We start from the raw sequence: 12,033 nt of genomic DNA, 5'->3' as shown, positions 1-12,033 counted from the left end.
TGACGTCACGCAGGTGGGGGCGGCCGGGCTGCGACACGGGGGTGGGTGTCATGCGGGGGTTCGGCTTCCGCCGCGTCCTGGTCCTCTTGAGAGGGCGGGCGCCGCTTTTCCACGAGGGGTCAGGTCAGGGCGCGGGAGATGGCGCGGGCGCTGGTGCGGAGGAGCGGGGCGAGGGTGTGGGGGGAGACGGTGCCGTGGTGGACGACCAGGGAGACCGCGGCCACCACATCGCCCTGGGCGTTGTGGATGGGGGCGGCGACGGACAGGGCGTCGGTGGTCACCTGGCGGTCGCTGACGGCGTAGCCGCGGGCGCGGGTGGCGGCGAGGGCGGCGCGTAGTTCGTACGGGGTGGTGAGGGTGTGTTCGGTGTAGCGGGTGATGGGGCAGGCGAGGACCTGGTCCAGGACGTCGGCGGGGGCGTGGGCGAGCAGGACGAGCCCGACGCCGGTCGCGGTCAGCGCGAACCGGCCGCCGACCCGGGTGAGGACGGGGACGGCCTTGCTGCCCGCGATCCGTTCGACGAACACGACCTCGGTGCCTTCGCGGACGGCCAGCTGGACGTTCTCGCGGGTGACCTGGGACAGGTCTTCCAGGTACGGGAGAGCGGCCTCGCGCAGGCCGAGACCGCGCGGGGCCAGCGAGCCGACCTCCCACAGGCGCAGGCCGATGTGGTAGCCGCCGGCGGGGTCGCGTTCGAGGGCGCCCCAGGCCGTCAGCTCGGTGACCAGCCGGTGGACGGTGGAGACGGGCAGCCCCGACTGGCGGGACAGCTCGCTGAGGGTGAGCGAGGGCCGGTCGGGGGTGAACGCGGCCAGGATCCGCAGGGCACGGGTCACCACCGGGCCGGGGCGGTCGGCCGTCGGCATCGGCGGCCTCCTAGAGATCGAGGACCAGCTTTCCTGAGGCGGCGCGGGAGACGCAGATGAACATGGTGTCATGGGCCGCCCTCTCGTCCGGGGTGAGGAGGGAGTCGCGGTGGTCGACCTCGCCGGCGAGCACCGCCGTCTCGCAGGTGCCGCAGGTGCCTTCGCGGCACGAGTAGAGGACCTGGACGCCCGCCTCCTCCACGACGTCCAGCACGGACCGGTCCGGCGGCACGGTGAGGGTGCGGCCGGTGACGGCCAGCTCGACCTCGAACGCGCCGGTCGGGGCGGTCGTCTCCACGGGCGTGAACCGTTCCAGGTGGAGGGTGTGCGGCGGGTGGCGTTCCTGGACGGCGGTCAGCAGCGGGGGAGGGCCGCAGCAGTAGACGAGCGTGTCCGGAGCGCACCCGGTGAGGATCGTGTCGAGGTCGAGCAGCCCGTGCTCGTCCTGCGGCCAGAGGGTCACCTTGGCGCCGTGGGTCTGGTGCAGGGCGCGGGCGAAGGCCATCGTGGTGCGGCTGCGGCCCCCGTACACGAGCCGCCAGCGCGCGCCGGACGCCTCGGCGGCGGCGATCATCGGGAGGATGGGGGTGATGCCGATGCCGCCGGCGATGAACAGGTAGTCGCCGGCGGGGACGAGCGGGAAGTTGTTGCGCGGGCCGCGGGTGAGGACCATCGTGCCCGGGTGGACCTCGTCGTGGACCCGGGCCGAGCCGCCGCGGCCGTCCGGCTCGTACAGGACGGCGATGCGCCAGGTGGTGCGGTCGGCCGGGTCGCCGCAGAGGGAGTACTGGCGGACGAGGCCGGGGGCGAGGACGAGGTCGAGGTGCGCACCCGGGGTCCAGGCGGGCAGGCCGGCGCCGGACGGGTCGCGGAGGTCGAGGGTGATGACGCCGTCGGCGGCCTGGTCGCGGGCGTGCACCACCAGCTTCCGCTCAACGGTCATGGCGAGGCTCCGCGCGACGGAAGCACACGGCTCGCAGGGGAGGCGTGGTCGGGCAGTGGGGGTTCGTGGCCGTGGGGGTGGGCGAGGAGCCAGTCCCAGACCTCGATCGGGCCGTCCGCCACGTGGGTGGCGCCGCAGTGGCAGACGCCGCGGAGCAGGTCGCTGCCCGGGACCCAGACCACCCGCAGCAGGCCCGCGCTCATGACGACGCCGCGGCGAGCTTGGCCAGCATGCGGCGGGCGGCCAGTCCGCCGGTGTCGATGTTGATGGACAGCTCCTGGTAGCCCTCCGGCTCGGTGGCGATCACCTGCTCCAGCACGTCGAGCGCGGCCACGTCCTGGAGGACGACGGTCCGGTTCTGCTCGGCGAGGAAGTCCGACACGCTCTGGTCGTCGAGGGCGAAGTCGCGGGCCACCGCCCAGAAGTCGTGGGTGGTGTGCTCCGTCTCCGGGGTGATCGCGTACACCACCTCGACGTGGAAGGCGTCCGGGTCGGTGCCGTCCGGGCGGGGGAGCACCCCGAGCGGGGCGATCCGCGAGTGCAGCTTGTACAGGCACGGCGGGGTGTACTCGATGTCCTGCCAGCGCATGATCCGCCCGGTCAGGCCGGTCGACTTGGCGTAGAAGGGCGGGCACTCGGCGTCGTCCATGCGGCGGCTGACGTAGATGACGCCGGCCTCCTCGTCCACCTCCGTGGTGATCGGGGTGGCGGCGACCTCGGGGGTGCCGATGTAGCCGCCGTGCAGGTACGTCTCGTGCGACAGGTCCAGCAGGTTGTCCACCAGCAGTTCGAAGCGGGCGTTGAGCGGCTCCATCCCGGCCACGGTCGTGTAGGCGGGGTCGGTCAGCCACGGCGCACGGGGGATGCGGTCCGGGTCGGCCAGGGCGGGGTCGCCGATCCAGACCCAGACGAACGAGTCCAGCTCGACGACCGGGTAGCTCTTCAGCCGGGCGGTGCGGGGCACCCGGCTCTGGCCGGGGACCGCGACGCAGCCGCCGTCGGCGCCGTAGGTGAAGCCGTGGTAGCCGCAGACCACCTGGTCGTCGACGAGCCGGCTGGGCGCCTGCGAGAGCGGGAAGCGCCGGTGGACGCAGCGGTCGGACACGGCGGTGACGGTCCCGGCGCGGGTGCGCCAGAAGAGGATCGGCTCGCCGCAGATGGTGCGGCCGAACAGCTCCTGTCCGATCTCGCTCCCGTACGCGGCGACGTACCACTGATCGCGGGGAATGCCCGGCATCGTGCGGCTCCTTCGTTGGTTCCCGGGCACGATCGTGACCCCGTTCACCTCGGAGGGGAATCGGCTTTCCCGGATGCCGGAAAAGAATCAGGACGGCGGCGGGGCGGTGCTCTGGCGGATCACCAGGCGGGTGGGGACGAGGTCGGTGCCGGGACGGGAGGCGGCCTCGCCGCGGATCTGGCGCAGCACGCCCTGCACGCAGCGGCGGCCGACCTCGGCGAAGTCCTGGTGGACGGTCGTCAGCGGGGGGATGAAGCAGGCGGCGTCGGCGAGGTCGTCGAAGCCGACGACGCTGATCTCGGCGGGCACCGGCCGGCCCCGCTCGTGGAAGGCCCGCAGCAGGCCGAGGGCCATCTGGTCGTTGGAGGCGAAGACCGCGGTGCAGGACGGCTCGTCGGCGAGCCGGAGACCGGCGGCGTAACCCGACTCGGCGGACCAGTCGCCGTGCAGCGGCGGGGGGACCGGCCGCCCGGCCTCCTCCAGGGTGAGCCGCCAGGCGTGGGCGCGGCGCTGGCCGGCGAAGGACGTCTCGGGGCCGGTGACGTGCCAGACCGTGTGGTGGCCGAGGTCGAGGAGGTGGCGGACGGCCAGGCGGGTGCCTTCGGCCTGGTCGGTGTCGACCACGCTGTAGCGGTCTCCGGCGTCGGAGTCGACCACGACCACGATGTGGGTGTCGGGAGGGAGCTTCACGGTGCCGGCGTCGAGCAGGTGGATCTCCATGATGGCGATGACGGCGTCGACGGCCAGTTCGTCGAGCCGGGTGAAGGCGCCCAGCACGTTGTCCTGGGTGGGGACGTCGATGGGGATCAGGGTGATCGCGTAGCCCTCGGCGGCGGCGTGGGTGGCGATGGCCTCGACGGTCCGGCTGTTGCCGGTGGAGTCGAGGTTGAAGAGGATCACGCCGATCGTGTTGAACTGCCCGTACCGCAGCGCGCGGGCGGCGCTGTTGGGGCGGTAGCCGAGCTGCCGCATGGCGGCGAGGACCTGCTCGCGGGTGGTGCCGGTGACGCTGGGGTGGCCGTTGGAGACCCGGGAGACGGTCTGGGAGGACACGCCGGCGAGCTTGGCGACGTCGGCCATGGAGACGCGCTGCTTGCGGCGTCCGCCTGGAACGCCGGATCCGCCCCGGAGGCTGGGGGGCTGACGGTCCGGATCCATGCTCTGTCGCGCTCCTCCGGAAGTCGCTCTTGACCCTCTGTCGTGACGGGTGCCACCATACCGCAACGATGTTTACGTAAACATCGGCGCTATGTTTACGTAAACATAGGCGACGAGAGGAGTGGGCCGGTGGTCTCGAAAGCTCGGCGGCGGTCGTGGACCGGCTGGCGGTTCGTCGGGCCGTTCATGACGGTGTTCGCGCTCGTCTTCCTGGCCCCGATCGCCTACTCGATCTACCTGAGCCTGTTCCGCACCCGGTTAGTGGGCGGGACGGCCTTCGTCGGCGCGGACAACTACGTCAAGGTGCTGCAGGACCCGCAGTTCTGGTCGGCGTTCGGGCGGGTGGCGCTCTTCCTGGCCGTCCAGGTGCCGATCATGCTGTTCCTCGCGCTGCTGGTCGCCCTCGCCATCGACAGCGGCCGGCTCTACGGGTCGGGGTTCTTCCGCATCGCGGTGTTCCTGCCCTACGCGGTGCCCGCCGTCGTCGCCACGCTGATGTGGGGCTTCATGTACGGGACGCGCTTCGGTCTCGTCGGCAACCTCAACGACGCCTTCGGGATCACCCTGCCCGACCCGCTCTCGCCCGATCTCATCCTCGCCGCCATCGGCAACATCGTGACCTGGGAGTTCGTGGGCTACAACATGCTGATCCTCTACTCGGCGCTGCGGGTGGTGAACCCCTCGCTGTACGAGGCCGCCGAGATCGACGGGGCCGGGCAGTTACGGATCATCTGGGCGATCAAGCTCCCCGCGCTGCGCGGGCCACTGGTCATCGCCACCATCTTCTCGATCATCGGCAGCTTCCAGCTGTTCAACGAGCCGAGCATCCTCAAGGCCCTGGCCCCGAACTCCATCACCACCTACTTCACGCCGAACCTCTACGCCTACTCGCTGTCCTTCGCGGGCCAGCAGTTCAACTACTCGGCGACCGTGGCCATCGTGATGGGCGTCATCACCATGGTCATCGCCTACCTGGTCCAGCTCCGCGGCATGCGGAAGGCGGTCTGAGCCATGAAGATCCGCCCCGCCGTGCGGCGCCGTTCCATCCGCGACCGGCGCGACCCGCTGCTGACGGCCCTGACCGGGCTCATGCTGCTCTACACGCTGCTGCCCCTGGCCTGGCTGGTGATCAACGCGAGCAAGACCCAGGAGGGCCTGATGGACTCCTTCGGTCTCTGGTTCGCCGGCGACTTCGCCCTGTTCGAGAACATCGCCACCACCTTCACCTACGACGGCGGCGTCTTCACCCGCTGGCTGCTCAACACCCTGCTCTACGTGGTGCTCGGCGCGGGCGGCGCGACCCTGCTGGCCGCGCTCGGCGGCTACGGGCTGGCCAAGTTCGACTTCCCGGGCAAGAAGGCGGTCTTCGCCATCGTGATCGGGGCGGTGGCGGTGCCCGGCACCGCGCTGGCCGTGCCGACCTTCCTGATGTTCTCGCAGCTCGGCCTGACGAACACGCCGCTGGCGATCATCATCCCGTCGCTCGTCTCCCCGTTCGGCCTCTACCTGATGTGGACCTTCGCAGCCGACGCCGTCCCCCGGGAGGTGCTGGAGTCGGCCCGGGTGGACGGCGCCCGCGAGTTCCAGACGTTCTTCCGGATCGCCCTGCCGCTGCTCGCGCCCGGCACCGTGACCGTCCTGCTGTTCAACGTGGTCGCCACCTGGAACAACTACTTCCTGCCGCTGATCATGCTCAAGGACCCGGCCTGGTATCCGCTCACCCTCGGCCTCGACGCCTGGAACAAGCAGGCCGGCACGGCGGGCGGCGAGGCCGTCTTCCACCTGGTGATCACCGGATCGCTGCTCACCATCGTGCCGCTGATCGCGGCGTTCCTGCTGCTCCAGCGGTACTGGCAGTCGGGCCTGACGGCCGGAAGCGTCAAGGAGTGATCGGCGCCACCACCCCCGGAAAAACCCCCGAAAGGTGAATCAATGACGACAACCCGCCGCCGCACCCTCCTGGCAGGAGCAGCCCTGGCCGTGTCGCTCGCCGCCGCGGGCTGCGGCTCCGCCGGCGACCCCGGCACCGGCAGCACGCAGGACACCGCCGCCGCCTCGGTCTCCGACGCCGATCTCCAGAAGGCCCTGGACGAGGGCGGCACCATCACCGTCTGGGCCTGGGAGCCCACCCTGGACAAGGTCGTCACCGACTTCCAGGCCGAGTATCCGAAGGTCAAGGTCGACCTGGTCAACGCCGGGACGGGCAACGACCAGTACACCGCCCTGCAGAACGCGATCAAGGCCGGCTCCGGGGTGCCGGACGTCGCCCAGATCGAGTACTACGCGCTGCCGCAGTTCGCCCTCGCGAAGTCGCTCACCGACCTGAACTCCTTCGGCGCCGCCGAACTGGACGGCACCTTCACTCCCGGCCCGTGGGGCTCGGTCCACGCCGGCTCCGGCGTCTACGGGCTGCCCATGGACTCCGGCCCGATGGCCCTGTTCTACAACAAGGACGTCTTCGACAAGCACGGCATCGAGGTGCCCGCCACCTGGGACGAGTACGTCGCCGCCGCCGAGAAGCTGCACGCCGCCGACCCCGGCGCCTACATCACCAGCGACACCGGCGACGCCGGCTTCACCACCAGCATGATCTGGCAGGCGGGCGGCAAGCCGTACACGGTCGACGGCACCACCGTCGGCATCGACTTCACCGAGCCGGGCACGCGGAAGTTCACCGAGACCTGGCAGAAGCTCATCGACGGCAAGCTGGTCGCGCCCGTGACCGGCTGGACCGACGCCTGGTACAAGGGCCTCGGCGACGGCACCATCGCCACCCTGGTCATCGGCGCGTGGATGCCCGCCAACCTCGAGTCCGGCGTCAAGGCCGCGCACGGCAAGTGGCGCGTCGCCCCCATGCCGCAGTGGGAGGCGGGCGGCCAGGCCACCGCCGAGAACGGCGGCAGCTCCCTGGCCGTCCCCGAGGCGAGCGGCAACAAGGCCCTCGCCTACGCCTTCGTCAAGTACGCCACCGTGGACGAGGGCGTGCAGGCCCGGCTCGACGGGGGCGCGTTCCCCGCCACCACCGCCCACCTGAAGGACCCGGCGTTCCTGAACAAGGAGTTCGGCTACTTCGGCGGCCAGAAGGTCAACGAGGTGCTGGCCGAGTCGGCCGCCCAGGTCGTGCCCGGCTGGTCGTACCTGCCCTTCCAGGTGTACGCGAACAGCATCTTCAACGACACCGCCGGTCAGGCGTACACCTCCGGCGTCAAGCTGCAGGACGCGCTGAAGAACTGGCAGGACGCGTCCGTCAAGTACGGCGAGGAGCAGGGCTTCACCATGCGGTGAGCCACCCCCGAGAGGCGCCCGCCGCGCACGCGGCGGGCGTCGTCATGTCCGAGGAACACCACAGAACAGGAGTCGTCCGTGAAAGTTGACCTGGGTCACCGGTGGCTGCGCTGGCCGTCGGAGCCGGCACGGGCACGGCTGGCGTTCGGCGCCGACTACAACCCGGAGCAGTGGCCGCGCGAGGTCTGGGACGAGGACATGCGGGCGATGCGGGAAGCCGGGGTGAACATCGTCTCCCTCGCGATCTTCTCCTGGGCGCGGATCCAGCCGCGCGAGGACACCTGGGACTTCGCCTGGCTCGACGAGGTGATGGACCTGCTGCACGCGAACGGCATCGCGGCCGACCTGGCCACCGCCACGGCCTCGCCGCCCCCCTGGCTGACCGCCGCGCACCCGGAGGTCCTGCCCGTCGACCGGGAGGGGCGCACGGTCTGGCACGGCGGCCGCCAGCACTGGCGGCCCACCTCCCCGATCTTCAGGAGGCACGCGCTCCGGCTGGTCAGGGCGATGGCCGAACGCTACGGCGGCCACCCGGCGCTCGCCGCCTGGCACGTCTCCAACGAGCTGGGCTGCCACAACATCTACGACTACTCCGACGACGCCGCCGCCGCGTTCCGGGAGTGGCTGCGGCGCCGGTACGGCACGCTGGAGGAGCTGAACCGCGCCTGGGCCACCGCGTTCTGGTCGCAGCACTACTCCGGCTGGGCGCAGATCCTGCCGCCGCGCCTGGCCGCCACCTTCCCCAACCCCACCCAGCAGCTCGACTTCAAGCGGTTCTCCTCCGACGCGCTCAAGGACTACCTGCGCGCCGAGCGCGAGATCCTGTACGAACTCACCCCGGACATCCCGGTCACCACCAACTTCATGGTGATGGGCGAGACCAAGGGCATGAACTACGCCGACTGGGCCGGCGAGGTCGACTTCGTCTCCAACGACCACTACGTGCAGCCGGGGCCGCAGGCGCGCGACGAGCTGTCGTTCTCGGCCAACCTCACCGGCTCGCTGGCCGGCGGCCGGCCGTGGTACCTGATGGAGCACTCCACCAGCGCCGTCAACTGGCAGCCGGTCAACCTCGCCAAGCAGCCCGGCGCGCTGGCCCGCGACTCCCTCACCCACGTCGCCTATGGCGCCGACGCCGTCTGCTTCTTCCAGTGGCGGCAGTCCGCGGGCGGCGCCGAGAAGTACCACTCGGCGATGCTGCCGCACGCGGGCCGGGACAGCGACGTGTTCCGCTCGGTCGCCGGCCTGGGCGCCACCCTCGCCGCCCTCGCGCCGATCGCGGGCAGCCGCCGCCGCCCCGCGCCGGTCGCGATCGTGTTCGACTGGGAGTCGTGGTGGACCAGCGAGCTGGACTCCCACCCCACCTCACACCTGCGCTACCGGCAGGAGGCGCTCGACTGGTACTCGGCGCTCCTCGCCGCCGGCGTCCGCGCCGACGTGATCCCCGCCGGCGCCGACTACTCCGGCTACGCGATGCTCGTCGCGCCGATTCTGCACGTCGTGCCCGGCCCGCTCGCCCGGCGGCTCGAAGAGTACGTGGCGGCAGGCGGGCATCTGGTCACCACGTACTTCTCCGGCATCGTCGACGAGCACGACCACGTACGGCTCGGCGGCTACCCCGGCGCGCTGCGCGACCTGCTCGGCATCCGGATCGAGGAGTTCGCCCCGCTGCTCGACGGCGACGCCGTGGAACTCGACCTCGGCGTCACCGGCACCCTGTGGACCGACAAGATCACCCGCACCGGCCCGGGGACCGAGGTGCTGGCCACGTACAAGACCGGAGACCAGGCGGGCCGCCCCGCGATCACGCTGCGCCGCACGGAGACCGGGACAGCCTGCTACGTCTCCACCCGGCTCGGGCCGGACGGCCTGGCCGTGCTCCTGCCCCGCCTGCTGGAGGTCGCCGGGGTCGGCTCCGAGCTGCCGCCGGAGCTGCGCGGCCTGGTCGACCTGGCGATCCGCACCGACGGCACGGACGACTACTGGTTCGTGATCAACCGCACCGATCAGGGGGTGGATCTGTCGGGGCTTCCGGGCGAGCCCTTCCACGGCCCGGCCCTGGCCGCGGACCTCACCCTCGGCCCCCGCCAGGTCCAGGTGCTGCGGTGCGGTGCCTGACCACGGGGCGGCGCGGACGTTCTCCACAAGATCCGGGTTCGGGGTTGATGATCAAGGTTCTCTCTGACCCGTCCTTCTGACTTCACCGGGCCGGGACCGGCGCGCGTCCCGGCCCGTCAGTCAGACCGTGCTCGCGGGCCACCAGAACCCCTGTTCGGCGCGGTGTCTTCTGGCCTCCCGCTCCACCGGGAGCACGGCGCGGTATTCGAATCGGATTCGGCGAAAGCTTTCGCCTCAGACGAGATCACCACGGGGCGGCCATCCTCGATATCCGCTTCCTTGACACCGGCGGCGCGGGCGGTGCGGCTCCGGTTTCGGTGCTTCGCCAACTCGGGCACCCAGGAAGTTGCCTTCTGCCCCGATATCGTCCACGCGCTTTCCCCGCAGCGGGTTCGAGGCGACCTGCGGCAGGTCCTGATCATGGTCGCCGTCGGCGGCGAGGTCCCCGGCCCTGAACCATCGCGGTGCGTGGTTCTCGATGCCGCGTAGCCGTGAATTCCTCAATCACAGTGCTTCCGGAAACCCCGGATATAAGACCATTGAATGGCGATCGCGAATAAAGCCGAATAATAAATTCGGAAGTGGATTCAGCGATTCCGGAGAGGTGTCGAAACCCTTCGACGGGAGCCGTACGCCGGAGCCGGCGAGCTGTCCGGCGACGGTCTGATCCGCACGGGAGGCCCGGGCGGCCGGGCGCGGGCCGGCAGGGGATCACCTCCCGTGTCAAGCCCTGGCGGGCAAACCGAACAGAGTTCTGGGAGCGCTCCCAACCCTTCTCCTAACAGATGAGAAGGGGAAGTTGAAAAGGTTGACTCACATATCGACGCGCGCTTAGCGTTCCAATTGGGAGCGCTCCCGTGATCTTGCTGACCGGGGGCAGGTTCCGCTCCATGCCCAACCTTCGACGGCGCACGACCCTACCCGTTTGGGTGACGGTGTCCGTTTCCGCACTACCAGAAGTAGGTGTCATGGCAATACTCGACGTCTTCGAGAACGAGGTCATGCGGTTGTGGTCCGAGATCCTCGGCGTCGAGGTCACCTCCGCTGACCAGGACTTCTTCGAGCTGGGCGGCCAGTCGCTGGCCATGGTCCAGTTCCTGGCGATGGTGGAGAGCGAGTTCCAGATCGAGCTGCCGGTCGAGGTGCTCTTCGTCGAGGGCCTGACGGTCGCCGAGGCGGCCCGCGCCCTCGGTGAGAGCGCGCGAGCCCGGGTCACGGCGGGGGAGGGCTCTTGACCACCGTCGTCATGGTCGCCCACGGCACGCACGGCGACGTCCTGCCGTTCGTGAGCCTGGGGCGGATTCTGCGCGACCGCGGGCACCAAGTCGAGCTTCTCACGCACGCCCCCTTCGGGGAGGTGGCCCGGCGCGAAGGGCTGGGGTTCACGGCCGTCGACACCGAGCGCGAGTACGAGCGGTTCCTGGAGGACACGCCGATCCTGCTCGGCTCCGGGATGGACCGCTGGCGGCGCTTCTACGACGCCACCGGGCTGTACGACCAGATCAAGTTCGAGTGCGAGACGCTCAAGGCCCGCCACACCCCTGGGGAGACGGTGTTCGTCGGGCGGCACACCACGGCGCTCTCGACGCTCTTCGTCGGCGAGCTGCTGGAGGTGCCGACCGCCTGGGTCGCGGTCACTCCGGTGCAGTACATGTCGGAACGCCCGACCGTGCACCTGTACCGCGAGAGCATGCGAGACCCCCTGAACGAGGTGCGCGCCTCGCTCGGGCTGAAGCCGATCGAGGACTGGACCGCCTGGTTCACCTCCGCCCGGCTGCACCTGGGGCTCTGGCCGGAATGGTTCGACCAGGCAGGGGTCAAGGCGCCGTCGCGGGCGCGGCTGACCGGGGCGCCCTACGGCGACGACACCTTCGCCGATCTGGTTCCGCCGGAGGCCGAGCGCCTGCTCGACGAGGGCGCGGCGATCGTGACGGGCGGCACCGGCCGCATGATCAGCAGGCAGTTCTACGACGCCGCGGTGGCGGCCTGCGCTGCCGCGGGCCTGCCTGCCCTGGTGGTGGCCCGGCACCGCGACCTGGTGCCCGAGACTCTGCCCGACGGGATGACCTGGTTCCCCCGGCTGCCCTTCCATCAGGTCATGGGACGGGCCCGCCTGGTGCTGCACCACGGCGGCATCGGCACCGTCGTCAGGGCCGTGGCCGCACAGGTCCCGCAGGTGCTGCTGGCGCACGGCTTCGACCGCTCCGACAACGGCATGCGGCTGGCCAGGCTCGGCCTCGGGTCCTGGCTGCCCGAGCGGCGCTGGACGCCGGAGGAGATCGTCCCGCTGCTGCGGGCCGCGCTGGCCGACGAGGGCTACCGCGATCGGGTGGCCCCGTACGCGCAGGCCGCGCAGCCGGGACTGCCGGCGGCCGCCCAGGCCATCGAGGAACTGCTGACCGTCTGATCCCCGTTGAAGCGGAGTT

11 protein-coding genes are annotated in these 12,033 nt (G+C 70.8%); 6 read left to right on the top strand and 5 right to left on the bottom strand.

The window, feature by feature from the left end:
* Positions 1-119: 119 nt before the first annotated feature.
* From AB0J42_RS31055 to AB0J42_RS31035, 5 genes are all read right to left on the bottom strand, one after another.
* Positions 120-866 (bottom strand): IclR family transcriptional regulator, encoded by a 747-nt coding sequence (locus AB0J42_RS31055; protein ID WP_364300693.1) that lies wholly within the window; start codon positions 864-866, stop codon positions 120-122.
* Positions 867-876: 10 nt separating this feature from the next.
* The gene (locus AB0J42_RS31050; protein ID WP_364300691.1) at positions 877-1,809 is read right to left on the bottom strand and encodes a PDR/VanB family oxidoreductase; all 933 of its coding nucleotides are present in this window, start codon (positions 1,807-1,809) and stop codon (positions 877-879) included.
* Positions 1,806-2,012: a hypothetical protein gene (locus tag AB0J42_RS31045; protein ID WP_364300688.1), complete on the bottom strand. Its 207-nt coding sequence runs from the start codon at positions 2,010-2,012 to the stop codon at positions 1,806-1,808. Before AB0J42_RS31045 ends, AB0J42_RS31050 begins: the two co-directional genes overlap by 4 nt.
* Positions 2,009-3,046 carry an aromatic ring-hydroxylating dioxygenase subunit alpha gene (locus AB0J42_RS31040; protein WP_364300686.1) on the bottom strand — a complete coding sequence of 346 codons (1,038 nt, stop codon included), beginning with the start codon at positions 3,044-3,046 and terminating at the stop codon, positions 2,009-2,011. Before AB0J42_RS31040 ends, AB0J42_RS31045 begins: the two co-directional genes overlap by 4 nt.
* An 87-nt stretch (positions 3,047-3,133) precedes the next feature.
* A complete protein-coding gene (locus AB0J42_RS31035; protein WP_364300684.1) occupies positions 3,134-4,126 on the bottom strand; it encodes a LacI family DNA-binding transcriptional regulator in 993 nt (330 codons plus the stop codon).
* A 207-nt stretch (positions 4,127-4,333) separates the two neighbouring features.
* Here AB0J42_RS31035 and AB0J42_RS31030 point away from each other — a divergent pair, with 207 nt between their 5' ends.
* The 6 genes from AB0J42_RS31030 (at position 4,334) to AB0J42_RS31005 (ending at position 12,014) form a co-directional block, all read left to right on the top strand.
* Positions 4,334-5,212: a sugar ABC transporter permease gene (locus AB0J42_RS31030; RefSeq protein ID WP_364300682.1), complete on the top strand. Its 879-nt coding sequence runs from the start codon at positions 4,334-4,336 to the stop codon at positions 5,210-5,212.
* 3 nt (positions 5,213-5,215) lie between these two features.
* Complete coding sequence (locus AB0J42_RS31025) at positions 5,216-6,094, top strand: carbohydrate ABC transporter permease (protein WP_364300680.1); 879 nt, start codon at positions 5,216-5,218, stop codon at positions 6,092-6,094.
* A gap of 42 nt (positions 6,095-6,136) precedes the next feature.
* Complete coding sequence (locus tag AB0J42_RS31020) at positions 6,137-7,489, top strand: sugar ABC transporter substrate-binding protein (protein ID WP_364300678.1); 1,353 nt, start codon at positions 6,137-6,139, stop codon at positions 7,487-7,489.
* A gap of 78 nt (positions 7,490-7,567) precedes the next feature.
* Positions 7,568-9,607 (top strand): beta-galactosidase, encoded by a 2,040-nt coding sequence (locus tag AB0J42_RS31015; protein ID WP_364300676.1) that lies wholly within the window; start codon positions 7,568-7,570, stop codon positions 9,605-9,607.
* Between the two features lie 968 nt (positions 9,608-10,575).
* A complete protein-coding gene (locus AB0J42_RS31010) occupies positions 10,576-10,842 on the top strand; it encodes a phosphopantetheine-binding protein (protein ID WP_364300674.1) in 267 nt (88 codons plus the stop codon).
* Positions 10,839-12,014: a nucleotide disphospho-sugar-binding domain-containing protein gene (locus AB0J42_RS31005; RefSeq protein ID WP_364300672.1), complete on the top strand. Its 1,176-nt coding sequence runs from the start codon at positions 10,839-10,841 to the stop codon at positions 12,012-12,014. Before AB0J42_RS31010 ends, AB0J42_RS31005 begins: the two co-directional genes overlap by 4 nt.
* The last annotated feature ends 19 nt before the right edge of the window (positions 12,015-12,033 follow it).

It is taken from the genome of Nonomuraea sp. NPDC049649, from assembly GCF_040675175.1.
In the GTDB taxonomy this organism is placed as follows: Bacteria; Actinomycetota; Actinomycetes; order Streptosporangiales; family Streptosporangiaceae; genus Nonomuraea.
This window is presented reverse-complemented; position numbering and strand designations above follow the sequence as displayed.

Excerpts from the sequence above, each read along its gene's own strand:
- AB0J42_RS31035 (WP_364300684.1), bottom strand. The coding sequence starts at position 4,126 with ATGGCCGACGTCGCCAAGCTCGCCGGCGTGTCCTCCCAGACCGTCTCC.
- AB0J42_RS31055 (WP_364300693.1), bottom strand. The coding sequence starts at position 866 with ATGCCGACGGCCGACCGCCCCGGCCCGGTGGTGACCCGTGCCCTGCGG.
- AB0J42_RS31040 (WP_364300686.1), bottom strand. The coding sequence starts at position 3,046 with ATGCCGGGCATTCCCCGCGATCAGTGGTACGTCGCCGCGTACGGGAGC.
- AB0J42_RS31045 (WP_364300688.1), bottom strand. The coding sequence starts at position 2,012 with ATGAGCGCGGGCCTGCTGCGGGTGGTCTGGGTCCCGGGCAGCGACCTG.
- AB0J42_RS31050 (WP_364300691.1), bottom strand. The coding sequence starts at position 1,809 with ATGACCGTTGAGCGGAAGCTGGTGGTGCACGCCCGCGACCAGGCCGCC.
- AB0J42_RS31025 (WP_364300680.1), top strand. The coding sequence starts at position 5,216 with ATGAAGATCCGCCCCGCCGTGCGGCGCCGTTCCATCCGCGACCGGCGC.
- AB0J42_RS31010 (WP_364300674.1), top strand. The coding sequence starts at position 10,576 with ATGGCAATACTCGACGTCTTCGAGAACGAGGTCATGCGGTTGTGGTCC.
- AB0J42_RS31020 (WP_364300678.1), top strand. The coding sequence starts at position 6,137 with ATGACGACAACCCGCCGCCGCACCCTCCTGGCAGGAGCAGCCCTGGCC.